General features: G+C 43.1%; 14 protein-coding genes. All 14 read right to left on the bottom strand.

What is annotated here, in order from left to right:
* Positions 1–7: 7 nt before the first annotated feature.
* The 14 genes from dxs to nusG all read right to left on the bottom strand — a co-directional run bounded on the left by dxs (position 8) and on the right by nusG (position 21339).
* Complete coding sequence (gene dxs / locus AC1DCV_RS15945) at positions 8–1924, bottom strand: 1-deoxy-D-xylulose-5-phosphate synthase (protein ID WP_477024066.1); 1917 nt, start codon at positions 1922–1924, stop codon at positions 8–10.
* A gap of 88 nt (positions 1925–2012) precedes the next feature.
* The gene (locus tag AC1DCV_RS15940) at positions 2013–3179 is read right to left on the bottom strand and encodes a cytochrome P450 (RefSeq protein ID WP_477024065.1); all 1167 of its coding nucleotides are present in this window, start codon (positions 3177–3179) and stop codon (positions 2013–2015) included.
* 50 nt (positions 3180–3229) lie between these two features.
* On the bottom strand, positions 3230–4201 hold the full coding sequence (locus tag AC1DCV_RS15935; protein WP_477024064.1) for a polyprenyl synthetase family protein: 972 nt from the start codon (positions 4199–4201) through the stop codon (positions 3230–3232).
* An 86-nt stretch (positions 4202–4287) separates the two neighbouring features.
* Positions 4288–5268 (bottom strand): terpene synthase family protein, encoded by a 981-nt coding sequence (locus AC1DCV_RS15930; protein WP_477024063.1) that lies wholly within the window; start codon positions 5266–5268, stop codon positions 4288–4290.
* A gap of 531 nt (positions 5269–5799) precedes the next feature.
* Positions 5800–6801 (bottom strand): 3-oxoacyl-ACP synthase III family protein, encoded by a 1002-nt coding sequence (locus tag AC1DCV_RS15925; RefSeq protein ID WP_477024062.1) that lies wholly within the window; start codon positions 6799–6801, stop codon positions 5800–5802.
* A 30-nt stretch (positions 6802–6831) separates the two neighbouring features.
* Positions 6832–7080: a hypothetical protein gene (locus tag AC1DCV_RS15920; RefSeq protein WP_477024061.1), complete on the bottom strand. Its 249-nt coding sequence runs from the start codon at positions 7078–7080 to the stop codon at positions 6832–6834.
* A 33-nt stretch (positions 7081–7113) separates the two neighbouring features.
* Positions 7114–8919, bottom strand: a complete 1806-nt coding sequence (locus AC1DCV_RS15915) for an acyl-CoA dehydrogenase (RefSeq protein ID WP_477024060.1) — start codon at positions 8917–8919, stop codon at positions 7114–7116.
* 40 nt (positions 8920–8959) lie between these two features.
* Positions 8960–9715, bottom strand: coding sequence for an SDR family NAD(P)-dependent oxidoreductase (locus AC1DCV_RS15910; RefSeq protein WP_477024059.1), 756 nt, complete (start codon positions 9713–9715; stop codon positions 8960–8962).
* A gap of 26 nt (positions 9716–9741) precedes the next feature.
* Positions 9742–11196, bottom strand: a complete 1455-nt coding sequence (locus tag AC1DCV_RS15905) for a hypothetical protein (RefSeq protein ID WP_477024058.1) — start codon at positions 11194–11196, stop codon at positions 9742–9744.
* Positions 11197–11239: 43 nt separating this feature from the next.
* Positions 11240–11524, bottom strand: coding sequence for a DUF5952 family protein (locus AC1DCV_RS15900; protein WP_477024057.1), 285 nt, complete (start codon positions 11522–11524; stop codon positions 11240–11242).
* Positions 11525–11537: 13 nt separating this feature from the next.
* Positions 11538–11822 (bottom strand): DUF5952 family protein, encoded by a 285-nt coding sequence (locus AC1DCV_RS15895; RefSeq protein ID WP_477024056.1) that lies wholly within the window; start codon positions 11820–11822, stop codon positions 11538–11540.
* A 28-nt stretch (positions 11823–11850) separates the two neighbouring features.
* The gene (fabD, locus tag AC1DCV_RS15890) at positions 11851–14082 is read right to left on the bottom strand and encodes an ACP S-malonyltransferase (RefSeq protein WP_477024055.1); all 2232 of its coding nucleotides are present in this window, start codon (positions 14080–14082) and stop codon (positions 11851–11853) included.
* Between the two features lie 31 nt (positions 14083–14113).
* On the bottom strand, positions 14114–20719 hold the full coding sequence (locus tag AC1DCV_RS15885; RefSeq protein ID WP_477024054.1) for an SDR family NAD(P)-dependent oxidoreductase: 6606 nt from the start codon (positions 20717–20719) through the stop codon (positions 14114–14116).
* 104 nt (positions 20720–20823) lie between these two features.
* Positions 20824–21339 carry a transcription termination/antitermination protein NusG gene (gene nusG, locus AC1DCV_RS15880; RefSeq protein ID WP_477024053.1) on the bottom strand — a complete coding sequence of 172 codons (516 nt, stop codon included), beginning with the start codon at positions 21337–21339 and terminating at the stop codon, positions 20824–20826.
* Positions 21340–21787: the final 448 nt, after the last annotated feature.

The following is a 21787-nucleotide window of genomic DNA, read 5'->3' as shown; positions in this document are numbered from 1 at the left end:
GTAACGATTAACGATTTTCTTCTTTAAGCATATGCTGTACTGCCTTAACAATTCCATATATATCATATCCGCATTCCCTGAACAGTTCTTTGGTCATTCCGTGAGCTATCAGCCTGTCCGGTACACCCAGCATTTGTATGTGGGCACTATAGCGGTTGGCAGCCATAAACTCCAGTACTGCACTCCCAAACCCACCAGTAATAGTGCCATCTTCAATGGTAATAACAGTATGGAACTCATTAAATATGTTGTGTAATAAAACCTCGTCCAAAGGCTTTATAAACCGCATGTCAAAATGTGCAACATGGATTCCCTGTTCTTCCAGTTCTTTACATGCTTCGACCACAAAATTTCCAGGATGACCTACAGATAGAATCGCCAGGTCAGCTCCTGTTTTAATGATGCGGCCGGTACCTATCTGAATTTCTTTAAAAGGCTTTTTCCAGTCTGCCATTACACCCTCCCCCCTGGGATACCTGATAATAAAAGGCTGGGTGATAGTGGGTAGTTGGGCTGTATACATCAGGTCCCGCAATTCTCCTTCATTCATGGGAGCGCAGAGGATAACGCCCGGTAAACAACGTACATATGCAATATCAAACACGCCATGGTGGGTGGTACCATCTTCCCCTACTAACCCTCCTCTGTCGAGGCAAAAAACAACAGGAAGATGCTGAATGGCCACATCATGAATCAACTGATCATATGCACGCTGCATAAACGTTGAATAGATGTTACAGAATACCCGTATACCTTGCGTGGCAAGCCCGGCAGATAGTGTAACAGCGTGCTGTTCGCAAATATCCACGTCAAAAGCGCGGTCAGGCATCTTTTCTATCATAAACTTCAGGGAAGAGCCAGACGGCATGGCAGGTGTTACCGCCATAATACTGTCATTCAGCTCCGCCAGCTCTATTATCGTATATCCAAATACATCCTGGTATTTTAGCGGTTGAGGGGTAGTGAATGTTTTTTTATATATTTCCCCGGTGGTTTTATCAAATAAGCCTGGTGCATGCCAGATGGTTTGTTCTTTTTCTGCCAATAGATACCCTTTCCCTTTGATGGTGTTGATATGCAGCAACTTTGGACCGGTTATATGCTTCATGTCTTCCAATATAGCCACCAGTTCTAATACATTATGTCCGTCAACCGGTCCGAAATAACGGATATTAAAAGCTTCAAAAAGATTACCCTTATCTGAAACTACTGATTTGATGACGCCTTTAGTATGCCCGAAAATTTTTCTTACGACCTTTCCTACAACCGGAAACCGATTAATTAGCTGTTTTGTTTTGTTACGCAATCTATTATATGTTTGCGAAGCGGTAAGCCTTGCAAAGTAATGTTTTAATGCCCCCACATTAGGGTCAATTGATATAGAATTATCATTCAGAATCACCAAAAGGTTGGCATCTGTTATTCCTGCATGATTGAGCGCTTCAAATGAAATGCCGGCAGTCATGGCGCCATCACCTATTATAGCAACATGCTGTCTGTTTATTTCACCTTTGTACCTGGAGGCAATAGCCATTCCCAATGCTGCGGATATAGAGGTAGAAGAATGCCCCACGCCAAAAGTATCATACTCACTTTCATCCCGTTTCGGGAACCCGCTGATGCCTTTGTACTTTCTATTTGTATGAAAAACAGTGCGCCGACCTGTTAGTATTTTATGTACGTATGCTTGATGGCCAACATCCCATACCAACCGGTCATCAGGTGTATTCATTACATAATGCAATGCAACAGTTAGTTCAACAACGCCAAGGCTGGCTCCAAAATGTCCGCCATTGATACTCACCATTTCAATAATATATTGCCTCAGTTCTTCACAAAGCGGCAAAAGTGCCTCGGGTGGCAGCTTGCGAAGGTCAGACGGATAATCGATCTGATCCAGTAATGATGTTTTTAGCGTAGTCATTTACAAAGTATTAGTTATTGGAATGCGCTATCGGGCAGCTTTATAGGTATTAGATCATCATACATATTATCTGCTTATTATCCAATATTTATCTTCTTACCTTATATACTATCGGTAATGCTTCTAATCCATAAAATATTGTGCTGGGCAACCGTGTTAGTACTGTTCCTTGTTTAATATCTATATCGTACAGATGTTTAAGAATAACTTCTATTGCTATTTTACCTTCCAGTTTCGATAGCGCATATCCAAAACAGTGATGAATGCCACTTCCAAAAGTCATGAGTTGCGCGTAATTATCTCTGTATATATCAAAGTGTTCCGGATCGGGAAATACTTCGGGATCAAAGTTGGCGGCCGATAACCATACATTCAGCAGGTCTCCTTTTTTGATAAGCTTTCCACCAAGTTCTGTATCCTCCGTGGCTATGCGCCAAACCCCCTGTGATGGTGAGCGATAACGCAACACTTCATTAATGGCTCGTTCAATGTCTTCCGGATGCTGTTGAAGATGAAATTGCCAGTCAGGTAATTCAATTAATAAAGACATTGTATTAGCTACCAACATCCCTGTTTCATCAGAACCTGCTACCAACAATAAAACTACTGTTGGCACCAGATCGTCCATACTTAACTGTTGCCCATCTATTTCTACGTTCAATAGGTGGGTTAGAAGATCCTCCGCCGGATGCTTCTTCTTTTCCTCCAGTGTTTGAATAATGAATGCTTTAAAATCTGCCTGGCTATTCACAAATGCGTCCGGATCTCCTGATATGGAGGGATTAGAGAGCATGGTCGTCATCCATCCATGCAAGCGTTCTTCATGGCCGGTAGGCATACCAAGGATATATGACAATGCTCGTATCTGAAAAGGAATCACAAATTTGTTTATAAATTCTACTTCATTGCATTCCAGCAATGGTTGCAATAATTCTGTGGCAATGTCCTCAATCCAGCCTTTCATGCGGGTCATGTAAGAAGATGCAAATGCTTTGGTAACCAGGGAACGAAGTAATGTATGACGTGGAGGATCTGTCTGATAAAAGCTCTGCGAAAATGGTGTTACCGGGGGTAATACCATGTTGGAGAAAAGACTATGCTGCCGTAATACATACTGTACGTCCTTATAACGAACAATATGCCAGGCCCCCTTTTGGCCACTGGCAAGAGTAAATTCTTCATCAAAAGAAACAGGATCTTCCTTTTGCATTTTAATAAACCATGGTGCAGGAGAAATTGAAAAATAACTACTCATGTAATAATAATTTTAAAGGATGAATTGATTAACTGATTTTCATACATTAACTAAGACTGGCGTACCAATAAATGATCTGTCAATGTTATCAGGTTATCTTTGCGCTTTGTGGGGATATCTATCATACTCAGGCAGTTAAAAGCCATTTCTGTATATTTTGCGGTGGTATTGATGGCCCACTCTTCTACCTTACATGCTTTGTAGATATTTAACACGGATGCTATTTTTTCGTCTCCCTCTTTAAGCATGGCGCTTCTTAATGCTTTTCTTTCCGCTGTATTGCTCATTTCCAACGCTTTAATCAATAACGCGGTTTTTTTATTTTCAAGAATGTCCCCCCCAGGCTGTTTACCTGTTTTAGCCGGGTCTCCAAAAGCATCGAGGTAATCATCCTGCATTTGAAACGCAATTCCGATATTTTTACCAAAGTCGTAGATATAAGCCTGCTCCTGAGCAGTTGCTCCGCCAATAATGGCCCCTATTTTAATACTGGCAGCAAGCAAAACCGATGTTTTGAGGGTCACCATCCGGAGATAATCGGGGTATCCGATTAGTTCCACATCCGTTTCCTCAAAATCAAGATCCATCTGCTGACCTTCACAAATCTGCAATGCTGTTGCTGTAAACAGGGAGTATATTTTCTCCCGGTATTCTTCCCGGATATTATTAATATGCGAAAATGCATTTATCAGGAGTACATCACCTGCCAGGATAGCTGTGGGGGTGTTGTACTTTATATGTAATGTTGTTCTGCCACGCCGCAAAGGTGAACGATCCATGATATCATCATGCACCAAAGAATAATTATGATATAATTCAATAGCATTCCCTGCATGAAAAGTATCTTCCTGTATGTCACCAAACAGGTCATTGCCCAGCAAGCATAATACCGGCCGGATTCTTTTACCACCAGCGGCTAAAAAATACCGGATGGCTTCATACAAGTTGCCTGGCTCCGGCGGAAAACAGAGCGCATCAAAATGTGATTGATACAGGGTTAGTATTTTATTGAGAGAAGTCATACGCACTATTTTTTAGACAATTAAAATCCATAAGATCCTGTTTCCGGATCTCAACAAATAGTTATAAAGCATGCAATTGTTAACTGTTATAAATTGGCAGGTAACACTTCCGGGTTATTGAAGTGCCGCTGTTCATGATAGTTTACACCATATCTGTGTGAATATACATACCACGCATTATGGCCCTCTGTTTGCAATTTAATCTGCGCTGCATACTTTTTTACAAGGTCGTTAGACGGGCCGAAATCGGGTACATGATCGCATAACGCAAGGAGCTGAGATAATGCCTCTTCATGAATTTTCACTGCGATATCCAGGGATTCCTCGAAACCGCATTTCTCTTCATTCTGAATAACCAACAGTATGTTCATGGCTTCCTTGTCCTGTCTTTCTTTACAGGCCGACGAAATATCGTTTCTGATGCCATCCGTGCGCGCAAGCTTATACCTCAATGCCTGAATGTATGGATGATCAAAAATGGCCTGTGGCAATACGGTGTCAGAGCATATTTCTACCATTGATGCGGTAGGCAATGCTCCGCATATACTATCACGAAGTGGCAGGTATTCCTGAAGGGTAGGATAAGTAACTATTTCCTTGTAGCTATATTGCGCATCTATCAGCATGGCATCGAAATAATCCCGCATGTCGTTTGTGAACCTGGTGAGCCAGTCGGCTGTTCCAAATTGTAGTGCCTCTTCTCTTATAATCGCCATCTGCTGATATATTTCATTGGCGTGTGGCCTACGGCCTTCCCCTTTCAGTATATCAATAAGCGTATCACATATTGGCGCTAATTCACTTACCGGAAGCGGCCCCCAATGATCATCATGCACAAATACCCATAGGAAATAACGGGTACCTACGATTAGTTGATCAAAAGTGGCGTTCGGAAATACACGGCTGGATAAATATCCAAATTGCGCTTTCTTGAGCGTATTTTTTAGTGTGTCATCAATACAGGTATATTCATTGATCCATTGCACTACCTGTGCATTTATTTTTTCCATGAATGGATTTGCTTTCCCTGCAGATGGATAGCTGAATTTTGGAGATGCTGATTTCATACGATAGTTTTAATAGTAAAAGGTTATGAAGAGATGTTACTTTATAAGGACATATACTTATCCGGGAAATTTTTTCCCTTATGCAGCAGCAATACTGTCGTCTGAGCTATCGGTGACTATGCTGCATAAATACTTTTAAACAATAGCTGATGTTTACATTGCGAATCATATAAAAATGAGATGTAGAAAACTCATTTAAAACAAAAGCAGTTGGTCTTTATTACGAGGCTGAAGTGGTTGCTTGATTATGTGAATTTTATCATGGACTAAAGATTAAACTAAAACACGGGTTGAAACAATGAGTACATCTATTAATGCCTTCTGCATGTAAGATAAATTACTCAATTGCAGACGTCCTGCAGTAGCTAAAAAATGGGAGTATATTTTTAATTTGGAATCATGATAATTCATTTTAATTTTTTCTTCTACTATAATAGTTCGGTAATTTTTTGGGGAATAAAAGTTTTAAAAAATGGTATAAATAAAAGGGATTAGAATATTTGTGGCACTTCTGGAATAGATGCCTTTTTGCTATATACCCGCATCATATCCCCATTTCAGAGAAGCCGCTCCCCAGGTGAATCCTGCGCCAAAGGAAACGAATAATAACAAGTCATCTTTTCTTAATAATTTCTCGTAGTCCCAAAGGCAAAGTGGAATTGTACCTGCAGAAGTATTTCCGTAACGTTGTATGTTGATCATAGCTTTTTCCCTTGGCAACCCGACTATCTGTAAAGCCGTTTCAACGATGATCTTATTTGCCTGATGTGGTACCAGCCATTTTATATCCTCCACCCGGATATTATTGCGCTGCATTATCTGGTTCAGAATTTCTTCCAGTGAAGACACGGCATATCGAAATACAGCCTTGGGATCCATATATAGGAAATGTTCTTTGTTAGTGATGGTTTCCAGGCTGGCAGGTCTGGCTGACCCACCGGCTTTCATCGCTACAAAGCCGGCACCAGATCCGTCCGTTTTGAAAATGCTATCCAACAGGCCGTATCCATTTTCATCAGGTTCCAGCAGCACGCCTCCACCACCATCTGCAAAAACAGCGCTGGTAAGTCTTTCTGTATAATCTATTATCGAGCTCATTTTATCGGCTCCAATGATCATTATTTTCTTATAACGCCCGCTTTCAATATATCTTGCACCGGTATCAAGCGCGGCGAGAAAACCGGAGCATGCCAGTGAAATATCAAAGGCCCAGGCATTCTTTGCACCAATGGCGCCTGCCACCAGGTTTGAGGTACAAGGTGTTGGCATATCCGGTGTTGAAGTAGCTACGATCAGCATATCGATTTCCTCCGGACTGATATTTCTTTTGCGGCAGATTTCCTGGGCCACAGGGATACAAATGGCAGATGTTCCTTTACCCGGTTCCTTCATGATTCGTCTTTCTTTAACACCCAGCTTACTTTCAATCCATTCCGGCGTAGTATCAAGGGTGGTTACCAGTTCTTCATTGGTCAGGATATACTCCGGTACATATCCGCCTACAGCGGTGATCATCGCGGTTAATTTACCCATAATTAGCAGGGATTAATACGGTTATTTAAATCAATCTTTTCCCTCCACTGGTTTTATATCACTCCATTTATTGATGTGGTTCCAACTCTGAGCAAGTGCTGCTAAGTCTTTTTCAAGGTTCGTTTCCTGTTGTTGTTCTGCTTTAAAAGGAAGTGGGGGCGTTATTGCCGGAGATCCGGCTTCCGCTGTCATTTCAATCGCCCCTAGCTTTGTGAGATCTTCTAATAATGCAATCGCATATTCCTTAATAATTTTTATTTGAAAACTGTTAGCCGACATAGTAATGAATTTTAGAAATGGAAGTAGGTTATTTTACATCTGATGAATATAGTCATCATACGCAATGGGCGCCTGAAGAAAAGAAAGGGGAAGATCAAAAGTATCTGCGAGGTACCGTAAATGAGGGGCAATTTTTGCGAGTAATTCGCATAGGATATTTTCCGTTATCTCCACTTGTTCGTTGTTGATAAGGTTATTTCTTCTGAGTGTATTTTCAAAAGAAAGAATGCCAGATAAAGCATAAAAGGATAATAGGTTATTCATTAGCTTCTTTTCGAAAGTATCCGTTAGTTTGCTGCATATATCGGAAAATGCCATCAGCGCCATCCTGGTGGTGTATAACCGGCCTAGTATGATAGCATTGCTTATTTCTCCATCCCACGCGTCAAAAGCAGACACACCTTTGCCGATATTGGCATCCAGACGATTATTTATGTCGTTCCTTACCATTTTCCCGGCAGTAAAAAACAGTAATATCCAGGAAGCAACTAACGGGTCTCCATTAGGAGGCAATATGGGCTCATCTTCTTTATCAGAAAGTAAATCCTTTGAGGCATGGATAAATCCAACAAGACTATCGCCCTGGCCGGTGGTATTACCAAGGTTAGTTACGACAAAATCTACCAGGCGATTTTTAGCAAGAAAACCTTGTGCCCCACACCTTTCGCGGCAGGCTTTTAATACATCTTCTGATTCCCATAGCGCGATACCTTTGATCAGTGCGGCATGCCGCGCTGTAACACTGGACACATAAGGAGATTGCTTCGCACTTGCTAAATGCTGACTTATGACTGCATTTAGCCAAAAAGTGTTGGCAATGATGCTGGCATAGCCTTTTACGATGGCCTGTTGATGAAATTTAAAGTCAGCGACATGCACTTTTTTGCTATCAAGCGTGAATGCCAATCGTTGGATAATAAACTTAGTTGTAATAACCAGCGCAGCACGGGCCATTGCCAAACAGCCACTGGCAAAGAATATCATCCCTATGGGTAACCTGTTAAGAGAGGAAAGAAGGCGGATATCCCGGTATTGTTCTTCCAATTCCAGCTGCCCGTCGCGTGTAAAATGGCAGAAACTGCCTGTCAACAAGGATTCGTAAGGCAGTTCCACATTTTTAAACATGGTGATGGCATTATCAAGTGCATAAGGCTTATCGATCAAAGGTATAATTGTAATTCCCTTCCGGAGGTCCTTGCCATTGGTAAACGGCACCACAAAGGAGAAGATCCCATGATCCTTATCTCCGACCTTTAATCTGGCCAGGAGGACCCCTAGTTTAGGTATTGATCGTGCATCGGTATGCGACATGAACTTACGTGATCGGGAGCCGGGGGTATTTAACAGGAACACCTGCTTTTCCGGATCATAGGTAGCTGTTGTTTCCATCATTGCCACATTATTGCCATATCCCAACTCCACCGCAACATATAGCCCTGCAGCATCTCCATTGTTTAGGGTTTTCAGGAACGGCTCCAGGTCCGTACGACCGGCTTTATGTTCATAAATAGTACCGGCGCAAAGATTGTAGTGTACAGATGTAATGAAGAACAGGGCTCCATCTGTCATAGCTGTCCAGTCATGTAATGCAAGTAGTTTCCACGGATCGCTGGTTAAGAGATCCGTCAGCTCAAAACAGCTGGTCAGATGCTGAAAACGTTTATATGCCAGTTTTTGGGCCTCCTCCAGCGTGAGGTTAGCAGTGCGCTTGAAGATCGGATCTGAGAAGATGGTTTTGAATTGGTGATGAATATCGGTACGGTTATTATAAATAGCCGCAGTGATGGAGCTAAATACTTGCCTGGATTGTTTTTTCTCAGTGTTTACAGGGTTTTCCATTTTTAGGGTATTAAAAGAGATGAGCAGGAAAGATGTGTTACTATTGCGCCATATATGCGCCGTCTATTGGATAATAACTGCCTGTGACGAAAGAAGATTTATCGGAACTTAGCCAGAGTGCCAGTTCTGCTACTTCTTCCGGGCGGCCAATACGACCAATCGGATGCAAGGTGCCCAATTGTGCCTTTTGTTCAGTTGTAACAATCGTATCCAGCATGGGGGTATCAATAAAAGCGGGGCCGATACAGTTAACACGAATACCTTTGGCGGCGTATTCCAGTGCCGCGGTTTTAGTAAGCCCTACCAGCGCATGTTTGGACGCAACATAGGAGCTCATGCCAGGAAAAGCCACCTGCGAAGCGGCGGACCCCATGTTTACAATCACCCCACTACCTGAAGCCAGTAGGGCCGGAATCTGGTAGCGCATGCAATAAAAAATGCTATTGAGATTTGTGTTGATAACGCGCTGCCATTCTTCAATATCATAGTCTCCTACTTCTTTGAAGGATGTTTGCATACCGGCATTATTACAGGCGATATCCAATCGCTGATACCGGGCCAATGTTTGCCTTACCAGCCGATCACAATCAGCAGGTATACCTACATTCGTGCGAACAAAAAAAGCTTCCCCGCCGCCTGCATTGATCTCTTCTACTACTGCCTGATTGCGGGCTTCATCACGGCCTGCTATTACCACTATCGCACCGTGTTGTGCATAGAGCAAAGCAATAGCTTTGCCAATACCGGAGCTGGCGCCGGTAACAATGGCTACTTTGTTTAATAGTAATTGTGTCATGTTTGGTATTTTAAGGGTTACAGATATTACTTTTTTATGCCCAGGTCAATTACAAGTGTACAATGGTCCAGCCTCTTTTTATTCTCTGTCGCAACGGATGCAATAAATTTGTAGTGAAAGGTAGATATCATCAGTACACGCATATTTATTATACAGGCTGTATCAATGGGAATGGGCTTTGCAGTGTAAATTTCTACCCCTTGCAGTATTATCTCAGGGGAGACGATATGGCGCTGCACTTTCAACCAATCCATTATGTGTGACACGGTGCATTGATAGAGAAAGGTTGCCGCTACACAAGGATAACCGGGAAAATGGCCAAGGCAATGTTCATGGGAAAAAGGAGGCAGGAATACCTGGTAATTAAAAGGATCCTGCCAATCAGTTACCACCGCTATTGGAAAATCATCACCTGAAATCATGCCGGGGAGTTCATTCCGTTGCAGTGCAGAAAATCGCTGTAAAAAAATATCGCGCGCTAAAATATGTAGCCGGTTATGAATAGTTAAAATGGGAACGCCTCCCTCGTTAAAGAAATTTACGGTAACAAATGCCGCCCTGTCGGAAATAAGCCTGGAAGAAATGTTCGCTGTCAACTGTTTTGAATCTTCCAAATCCTGGTAGTGAAGGGTGTTTAGTTGATTCCCGAGCATATATCGGTCTGCCAGTTGGGGATAAAGTCGTTTCAGGTTATGTTCTGCAAGGCAGGACGTGATGCGGACTAATTCACCGAAGTTTTCCGGGGTATATGTTTTGATATGGGTAATGGGTACAATCAGCGCGGTACCAACATCATCAAACCGGCATTCCTCCAAAGAGAAATAAGGCGGGCAAACCGTCAGCGTTGCAGAAGGTTGTTTAATGGCGTCAACCGGTATCTTCCTGATATCCACTTCATACACACACCTGCTCTCCTGGTCAAGCTCTTTTACAACTATCGTCGCCTCATAGATGGAGGTTAATTGCAGCTCCTTATTAATGGCGCGGATAAATGGACCAATGACCGGCCACGTGAAATGATCTGATATGCCCAGCGCATTGGTGATGATATGATACCTGTCACTACCGGTGATCGTTAGTTTAACATGATCAGGGCCATACTGGTGGATCTGTATGTTATACTCCGGGCTTGCAGTAAATACCGCTACTACCAATACCACCATCACTCCACGGGCATCTTTATCGATGCTGGGATAGGTGGTGACTGCACGATTGGTCACTATCTTTGCCAGCCTTTCCATAGCACCGTAAGAAAGGTTGTCCAGTTGCTGTGTACCAAACATCATCCCGGCGGTTTTCAGCAGGGTACCGTAAAAAGCAGCCGTAATGTTAGATAATTGTTGAACCAAATCCTTTGCTGTTGGTGGAAAAAATATATCTATCAGCTTTTCCACCTGCATTTCCTCATGATATTGATCATTCTCTCTGAAGGATGATAGCAACAGGAATATATCAGGTACCTGTTTGTACTGATGAGGCATAAGATTATAATTTAAAGTTGGCTATAAATGCGGTGGACTACGCCTATCCAATTCCGTAGTTCATCCACTCAAATACTTCCTTTATAGTGCAGGCAGCGAGCATTTCTTCTCCCTGGCAATGATATTCGAGGACCTGGTTAGCTGCATGAGCTGTTTCGTTAATATGGGTAATTCTGATTTTTATGGTGCCAGATGTTTCTCCCGTAACAAACTGATATACGTCATGAAGATTTGGAGCATCATGGGCTGCCGCTGTTAATATCCTTTTAGAAGATAATCCCATCTCCGTAAATACCTCACAATCGATCCGGAGTACGTATCGTTCCATAAGTAGTGATATTTCAATCTACTATAATAAATGTTGGTTCCGGGAATACTTCCTTAATATTATCCAAATCATCAATTTCCTCGCCTATACAAATACATTCTTTTTGCTGAGGGGCATATACATGTGAATCAACACTCATTATCCTGATCACAATAGGCCGGTAATATTGAGCCGCTATAAACATAAATTTGTCTGACACCTGTGGCATTTCATGTACAATCGTTTTAAGATTATGTGAAACAAGTATCCCTATTTCATTCAATAGTTCACAATAAATGGAGAGCAAATACTTTCTCATAAAAGACGATTTTAATGGTAGATAAAAATTAGTCAGGGCTGGAAAATTTTCCTAATCGGTCATTCAACAGACTGGCAGCTCCCTCCATGATCAGTTGTGCTATTTCATCTACGTGTCTGTTTCTCCAATTTTCCATTGAAGTACCCTTTACAAATTGGTTGAATGCGCCTAATGCCGGACCGCAATGAATCTGAAAGTCTACCTTGTTTTTTTCATCACCTTGTTCTGCTATTCTTCCTGAATAGCCAAAATACCACCGGAATATATAAGCCATCAGTTGTTTGGGATTACGTTCAGCAAGCGCCATTTCCGACGGGGAGTAGTACGCTTTGCAGTCTTCATGAACCTGATCAAAGCTTCGTTGGAAATATTTCTCCTCGATCTGAKATTTCGTTTTTGCATCTATATCTGCCAGCGAGCTATACTGCCGATACAGATCATATAATTTATTAGCCCGGGCAGGAAATAACACGCCTTTTTTGAATACCTGAATTTTTGCACCTATTTCAAACATATCTCCAGCCGGTGCATAAGTAGTATCCTGTACATTCATTTCCTGGAGCATATTTTTTACAATATCACTCGTGCCTGCCTCAATGGTACACTGATTTATCGAGCCGGTAAGAATGAAGTCAGCACCCAGCGCAAATGCGGCCGCTGCTGCGGCTGGCGTCCCTATTCCTCCGGCGGCCCCCACTCTTATCTTTTTTTTGTAGTGATATTGCAGCATAAATTCATCGCGTTGGAGCATGATGGCAGGCAGCAATACAAATGCCACGCCCATATCAGTATGCCCACCCGAATCCGCTTCCACGCATATATCGTCAGCCATGGGGATACGCTGCCCCAGCATTGCTTCTTCTGCCGTTAAGATATTATCCCGCAGGAGTTTTTCTACTATATTCCGGGGCGCTGGGCTTAGAAAACCAGCGGCTACTTCCGGACGGGATAATTTTGCCATGATGCGCGTGGGAATAATCAGCGTCCCCTCCCCATTGGCCGATACACCTGTCAGACGCAGTCTTACCAGGTCCTCGCTGATCAGCATGTAGGCAGCAGCTTCCACATTCCGGACTTTATGTTTCAGCAAAAGATCTACGGTATCCTTTTCGTTAGGTCCATTGAGCAGGTTCACTCCATATGACTGTCCTTCTTCCAATTCCTGGTGAATAAATAAAATATCTCTCTCCACCTTCTCTTTCCTCACCCCTCCGGTTCCCAGGTATCCCATCAGGCCGGCTTTCGCCATTTTAATGACCAGCTCCTTCGAAGCAATACCGTGTACCATGGCTCCCGATACATAAGCATATCGGAGATTGTAGTCCTTTTTGAATGCTGCATCTCCCAAATTTTCCGGCCGTATGAAATAAGGAGCCGGACTGATTTCTTTCGGCGGAGAAACTTCCATATGCATTGGGGCAGGGTTATTTTGAATAAAATGCAGCATTTTCGTTAATACCTCACCGGGGCCAATTTCACGAAATTCAGTTACACCGGAGTGTAACAAGTAGCTAATGCTTTCATACCATTTTACAGGGCTGGCAATTTGGTCCTCCAGTAACCTGGCTATTTCGTTTTGCGAATAAGGCCGTGCAGTAACATTGGCTATGACCGGTATCTTCAGTTGTGAAAAACTAACCTGCCGGACATACTGACTAAAATTTGCAGCGGCGGTTTTCATATACCTGGAATGGAATGCCCCACTAACATTTAACGGGAAATACAATTTAGCGCCATTTGCTTCAAACAACGGCTGTGCCGCTATTATGTCTAGTTTTAACCCTGAAATAACTATTTGTTCCCGGGAATTGTAATTAGCAATATCAATGTCAAGTTGTGATGCTTGTATTAACTCTTCTACTTCACCTATTGAAAGCCCTAACAAAGCTGCCATGCCGCCATTTTCCATTTTCTGCATGATTTCAGCGCGCATTTTCACTAGCTTAAGTCCGGTTTCAAAAGTATAAGCGCCGGCAGCGTAAAGAGCTACATATTCTCCTAAACTATGACCCAATACATAGTCAGGTTTCCCCTTTTCATTTATCTCTTCCATATACATCAGCACATCTGTTACATATAGAGCGGGCTGTGTAAATTGGGTTTTATTCAGGAGGCGGTCAGGGTCCTTCGTGCATAGTAATTCAATATCATAATTCAGTATACTATTGGCAGATACTATCAATTCTTTATATTTATCAAACAACTCTCTGCCCATTCCTCTTTGTTGAGAACCTTGTCCTGGAAATAAAAATGCTTTCATAAATAAGATATTAGTGACTACTGTTAGTTTCTTAAGGTATGACCACTTTATCGGCATGATGATCTATCAGGTAGGTAGCGATTTCCTGTAGGGTAGGATAATTGAAAAAGATATTGGCGGTTAACCTCAACTGCCAGGCTTCATTTAATTCACCGGCAAACTGTGTATAAAGCAGTGAATCAAAACCATAATCTTCCAGTGAGATATCCGGTGCAATATCCGTTACGGGTAATGCCAGTAACGCTGCAGCATGTCGTGTCAGGTCATCAATAAGCCTCGATTGTTGCGAAGAAGAAGTGTCGCTTACGTCACTAATAGTAACAGCATTATCTGCTATGGGCAGACTTCCAGCAGACTGCAACCTACCGGTATAGCCACCCAGATGCACGCAAACAGTGCCATCTTCCAGACAAATATCGATATCAAGTTTTGGAACTTTGTCATCCGGACCACTCCCTTTACTGTATTTTACCAATGCCCAAACAGCTTTATTAACGGGTAAGATTATTTCCGCCGTTTCCAGCACAAATGGTAAAAGTGGTTTGATGACAAAACTTTCATCCGCCTGTAAACCAATGGAAGTTTGCAACGCCCCGTCCATTAAACCGGGATGCAGGAAGTAAGCAACTGCTTCCTGCACTGCGCTTTCCGGTAAGGTAAGTTCCGCCAGTACCGAAGGTCCCTGTGTCCACAATTGCCGGATAGACTGATGTGCAGGGCCATAAGAAAGACCTGCCTCCCGGAAGGCATCATAACATTGCTGAGCAGAAAGTGTATGTTGTGCAACTTTTTGTTTAACGACCTCCAAATTGATCCTGTCGCGTTCCTCGTGATGCCTTAGCATAATAAGCCCCTGGCCATGTACCAATACTTCGTTCATATCATTTTCTGAAGTAACTTTATACGCAAATTGATCATTGTCCTGCTTTTCCAACTGTATACCCACCTTTATGGGAATATCATCTACCACCAGTGGCCGTAGCCATACTACATTTTTGAAAGTAACATTACCTAATGACATATCTGTTTCACCAGATAATCGAAGTAATGCTACTCTGGCCATCTCCAGATATGCAACGCCCGGCAATACCCGATGGCCATTGATGACATGATCCCGCAAGAAAAATTCCCTCCCGGTAAAAACAGTGCTGAACTGGTAGGCGGAGAAGCTGGAAGTATTTTCGTGCAGCAACGGGTGCTGCGGTGCCATCTGAACTTCGTTTAAAAGCGATTTCCAGGGTGCAACAGGTGCTATAGCAGTGAACAAGGAATAATGTTCTCTTGCGAAAGGATAGGTAGGCAAGCTGACATGGCGTAATCTTCTTCCCTTGTGCAATAGCGTCCAGTCCACCTTAGTGCCGTTGACCCATTCCTTTGCCATATTTGTAACATCTGGTTTTAGCCGGCCGGATACCGGAATCGTTGGGATACCGGGTATCTTTTTAATTGTTTTCTTCACAGTTCCGCGGAAAATAGCAGGTTGCAATGCCTCTCCGGTGATGAATGATGTTAGTTTACTACGGAGCGATGTAATATCATCTGCAACTATCGCCAATCGTTCTTCCATTTCTGAACGACCGGTTTGCAAGGTATACGCAATATCGGCTAATGCTGACACGTCAAAATTTTCCTTATTGAATACATCCAGCAGTTGTATCGCCTGATCTCTCAGGCAAGGAGCATTTTTAGCGGAAAGCAGCACCACAAAAGATAGCGCTTCCTCTCCGCTTTCTCCCTTTCTTTGAGGTGCCTGGTACTCTTCCATTACGACATGGGCATTTGCTCCGCCAAATCCAAAAGAGCTTATTCCTGCGCGGCGCGGCAGTTCGTTTCCGGATGCATCACGGATGACGGGCCATTCAGTTTCCTGTTGCACCACATAAAAAGGACTGTTTTCCAGGCGGACATACGGATTGATGTGCTCACTGTGCAAGCTTTTCACCAGTTTCTTATACTTCAACTGCAATAGCACTTTGATTACACCTGCTACTCCTGCGGCGAATTCGAGGTGACCGATATTTGTTTTCACAGAACCAAGGCCACAATAATTGTTCGTGATATGCTCATGACCTGTTTCTTTTAAAAGCTCACCAAATGCCTGCTTCAACGCATTGACTTCAATAGGGTCACCCAGTTCAGTTCCTGTACCATGCGCTTCTATATAGCCTACCGAAAGAGGATCTATTCCTGCTTTCCTGTAAGCCGTTACCAGCAGATCGGCTTGCGCGTTCGGATTAGGCGCGGTCAGTGAGTTGGCGCGGCCGCCATGGTTTTCGGCGGTAGCGCGGATAACGCCATAGATATGATCCCCGTCCCTGATGGCATCTTCCATTTTTTTCAGAAACAACATGCCAATTCCTTCTCCACGTACATAGCCATTAGCTTCACTTGAAAATGTTTTGCATCGCCCATCTTCGCTCAGCATTCCGGCTTTATTAAAACTCATGAACATCTCAGGGGCCAGCATGATATTTACCCCACCTACTAATGCTTTGTCGCAGCTCCCGCTCTTAATAGCTTCAACGGCCCGGTGAATAGCGATTAAGGAACTGGAACAGGCTGTTTCCACAGGTTCGCTTGGACCATGCAGGTTCAGATAATAACTGACCCTATTGGGCCCTACAGAAGCAATCATCCCGGTAGAAGAATATCCCTGTACCACGTGATCGGTTTTTGCAAGCCTGGTACTATATTCATGCCCGGTCATACCTATAAACACACCTGTTTGACTACCAGACAGTGATTCCGGTGCATAACCAGCATCTTCAATCACCTTCCAGGTATACATCAGTAACAACCGGTGTTGCGGGTCCATGTAAGTGGCTTCTTTTGGAGAGATGTTAAAGAAACGGGCATCAAAAGTTTCCATATCATCAATAAAGCCACCCCATTTTATATTCGTTGTGTTGGGGCTTGTAGCAGGGTTACCGTAATAGGCCTGCCAATCCCATCTGCCTTTAGGAACGGTGGTAATGCTGTCCTTGCCGGCCCTCAGGTTTTCCCAGAAGTGGTCTATATCAGCAGCTCCCGGGAAACATCCACTGATACCAATGATCGCGATAGTATCCACCAACGTATGGGAGAATGGTGGATTTTTATCGTCATGATCTACATATATAGAGGCGTCCGGTGCAGCGGCGCCTGCGGCAAATAGCTCAGGGAAAGTAGTTACAAGATATGCTGCCAATTCCTGTAGCGTTGTATATTGGAAAAATATAGCCGGTGTCAGGCTCAGTCCCCAGGCTTCATTAATGTTTACTGCAAAGGAAGTATATAGAATTGAATCGAATCCAAATTCCGAAAAATTTGCATCATCCGTAATGTTGTCGGCATTAATTTTTAATAATGCTGAAGCCATAATAATAAGCTGATCTGCGATAGACATCAACGGAGTCGTTACTTCTGAAACAGCTTCGTGAGTGTCAATGCTCTTTTCTTCTTCCCGTCCAAAAATATGCGCCCTTGAAAAAAGTTTGGCTTTCATTCCCTCCGGATCACCATCTGCAATGAGCACCTGATCTGCATCCAGCGACATTGCTTTATAAAGAGCAATGATACCATTGACACCTGGTAACGGCGTCATACCCATTGTTTGCATCATATTTTTTTCTATCACTGCATCTACCTGCATACCGCCATCTTTCCAAAGCCCCCAATTAAGTGAAAGCGTATGGCCGTAACGTTTCCCTTCTCTGATGAGGGTATTCCGGTAAAAGGCAAATTCGTCCATGAAAGCATTGCCCATAGCATAATCTGACTGCCCTACATTTCCCATGGCACCCACTACGGATGAAAATAAAAGGAAGAAATCCAGTGGATAATTTGCTGTGGCGTGATCCAGGTTCATCACACCGGAAACCTTGGGCGCAAGTACTTCTTTCACCTCAGATAATTTTTTCCTGAAAATGAAGTTATCCCGGATAATTCCTGCACAATGAATAATACCCAGCAACTGACCATAATTGTCTAACACATTTTGCACTAATCTCTCCACCGCTTCTTTATCAGTAATATCGGTTTGAAGATATACAACATTGTGGCCCAGGGATTCTATCAGGGCTTCTTTTTTAGCAGATAGGGCTGATCGGCCGGTAAGGATTAAAGTGGCTGTTGGCTGGCGGTACAAAATTTCTTTGGTAAGGAGTAGCCCCAGCTCACCGGCGCCTCCGGTTATCAGGTATACTCCTTCCTCTTTCCAGGGGATAGCCAGATTTAATTCTTTAGAGAGCGGCTGTTTCCATTCCTTCACCCAACGTTCACCACCGGCAATGCGTACATGCTCGTCTGCTGATTGGAAGGCATTTTCTCTTAGCATATTTACGATGCTTTGTTGCGGAGCATCACCATCAATTTCCAATATCTGCCCGCTCACCATCGGGTATTCCAATGCAGCCGTTTTTAGCAAGCCTCCCAAACCAGCCATTAAACTACGTTCTAAAGGGCCAGCTATCAACACCTGGATCAATATTTTCCCTTTGATCTTTTCTTTCACTAATTGCGCAATTATTTGAAACAGGCCCAGTGAATATTCTATAAAGGCCAGGTCTATCGTTGCGGCATTGGCAGATAAAGTGCTGAGTTCTGCAGCGGGCATCTGCGTAGCAATATAGTCGCGCACACCTGGTGCCGGATCGCAAAGGCAAATCAAATGTTTTTCGTAATGATGCTCTGAACGGGCAGGTATTTTCTTCTGCCAGGAGGCTGTCATAAACAAACCAGGTAGCAGTGTATCATTGTTGATAGCTGGGGCGTTTGGCGTTTTATCTGTCGTCTGACTGATAGATGGAATCCAATATCTTTCTCTTTCAAAAGAATAAGTAGGCATGCCTATTCTGATACCTGCTCCTTTATAAAAGATCATGTTCCAGTTACCAGTGTATCCTGATATATACCATTCTGCCAGTGCCCGCAGCTTTCCATGGTAATTATCCACGCTATCGGCAGGTTCGGCTGTAAAGGAAAACAGTAAGCTGTCTCCTTGTTCCCGTTCTATGTTATTAAGCGGTATATTATTTTTATGCTGAAGAAAATATCCATCTCCCTGGCCATCAGCAGTCACTTTTTCTACTAGCTGCAACAGGTCTTCTTTATTATGAACGAGTAAGGCAGCCCGGATATTAAAATGCTCCCGGCCTGTAAATAGTGTGGTACTAATATCTGTCAGGTTTATTGCCTCTTTCTCTTCATTAACCCAATCTGCAAATTGTTTCAATTGCCTGCTTAATGCAGACTTTGTCTTTGCGGAGAAAACCAGCAGATAGGCGGGGTATTCCGGGGAAAGGCGCGTATCCAATGGCGCTTCTTCTATTACCACATGTGCATTTGTACCACCAAATCCAAAAGAACTTACTCCCGCCCTGAAAGGAATACGATGCTCGTTTATTTCTGCGTGACGCCATTCCTGCAGATGATCTACAATGTAAAAAGGGCTTCCCTGTAAATCAATACGGGGATTCAACTGATGAAAATGAACCAGGGGTGGCAGCTCCCTGTGCTGCATAGACATCAGTACTTTTATTACGCCAGCTACGCCGGCAGCAGCTTCTAAGTGACCAATATTTGACTTGGCAGAGCCTATTCCGCAGTAAGGAGACGCGGGACCAGCTCCGCCGGAAGCTGTGTCAAATGCCAGTTTCATACCTTCTATTTCAATGGGATCTCCCTTGGGAGTGCCCGTTCCATGCGCTTCCAGGAAAGTAATGGATGCAGGATCCACACCAGCATTTCGAATGGCCTGCTTAATGACCGCTGCCTGAGCATGGGGGTTAGGATAAGTTAGTGTAGGCGCTTTCCCACCATGATTCACCGCACTGCCTTTAATCACACCATAAATATGATCGCCATCTGCAATGGCCCTTTCCAACGTCTTTAATAATAGCACCGCGGCGCCTTCACTACGTACATACCCATCAGCACTTTCATCAAATGATTTACTTGTTCCTGTCGGCGACAACATTCCCGTTTTGGAAAAAGAAATATGACGTGTAGGCGTCAGCAATAAATTCACGCCGCCAGCAAGTGCATGGTCACACTCTCCCAGCTGCAATGATTGTACGGCAAGGTGAATGGCATGCAGTGAACTAGAACAGGCTGTATCTACCGGAACACTGGGACCATGCAGGTTGAACAGGTACGATATACGGTTAGGAATTAATGCTGCAGCTGTACCTGTAGAATGATGCGCTTCGATATTGAGGCGGCCCTCTTTTTCCTGTAGTTCTTTATAATCAAAATTAAATACGCCAATATAAACCCCGGTATTACTATCAGCAATAGAAGACGGGGGGATTCCTGCATCTTCAAGACAAGCCCATACCAGTTCCAGCATTATCCGTTGCTGAGGATCCATAGATTCCAGTTCAGTACCGGAAAGGTTAAAAAATCCGGCATCAAAATATTCGATATCCTGAATGAAACCTCCCCAATTGTTGAAGCTTTTACCAGGAGTTGTTTGAGGATTTCCCCAATATTTTCTCCAATCCCATCTCTCCGGAGGAATTTCTGTAACAGAAGATATTCCTTCTCTTAAATTCTTCCAGTAGGCGCTATAATTAGCGGCGCCAGGGAATCGGCAAGAGATGCCTGTTATAGCGATATCTTTCTTCCAAATGTTTAAAGGTGTATTTTCTGAACACATAAACGAAATTTTCATTAACAATTTTCAGACATAAGAAACCCGACGTAATATTCATTACGCTAAAGACGTTCCGGGAATGATACGTATTTATGTATTAGGAAGCATCAGGTTGTCTTCTTATGCTCGATTATCCTTATCATATTATTTTCAATATTCAGGGTAACAAGATGACCCAATGATTCAAACATTACTTCAATGAAAGAGGCATTGAGACGCCTGATAATACTGCCACGAAGCCCTTTCATGGAGCCTTCCAGCATAACTATGGTAGCACCTTCAATATCCACTTTCCCTTTCCTGACAAGTGTATGTTGCAGGTCTGTTAACTGCCTGATCTCCGTAATTTCCTCCGCAGAGATAGTCGCAACTTCTCCGTCAAAGACCACATACTTTACTACGCCGGGTATTTTCAGGATTTCATACTTTAGCTCATCTGACGGTAATACAAAGAGATAATTAGGAAAAAGTGGTTTACTCAATACTTTAATCCGGTCACGCCATCTTCTCTTCACCAGATATAATGGCAGATATGATTCACAGGTTAATTTTGTAAGACTAGCAAGCACTTTTTTTTCGTAATGAGCATAGGTGTAAATAATCTTCCAGTGGTTTTTCGGCATAAAACAGGGTTTGGGTTATAGATTTTCATTAGTTTCCTGGCGGAATTGGCGGATAGATTCTGCTAAAAAGGATTTATAACAGGTAGCATTAGAAATGCATACTCCTTTGAATCGAAAAAGAGGTATAGTCAAACTAATTAAATGAATTAATCAAGACAGGAGGCATTGGGAAACAGTATTGGAATTGCTCAATATTTAGGGGGAATTTATAAGGGCAAGAGCGGGGTGACGTCTTTTGATATTAGCAAATAAATACTAGTGGTAACAAAGTTTATACTTCTTAAAATGGCTTCGCCAATACCTTGTTACATTTACTATTTCTTAAATAATATTTACCGTCGAAATTTTGCTCTTGGTAAAAGTACGTATCCATACTGCATTTCCCTTGCGTTCCAATAAAAAAATAGATGCCACTAATTCAGTTGTGACATTCTTTAGAGAAGGGATA

It is taken from the genome of Chitinophaga sp. 10T418 (assembly GCF_056394125.1).
Note: the sequence above shows the minus strand (reverse complement) of the source record. Positions and strands in the feature narration are given on the sequence as shown.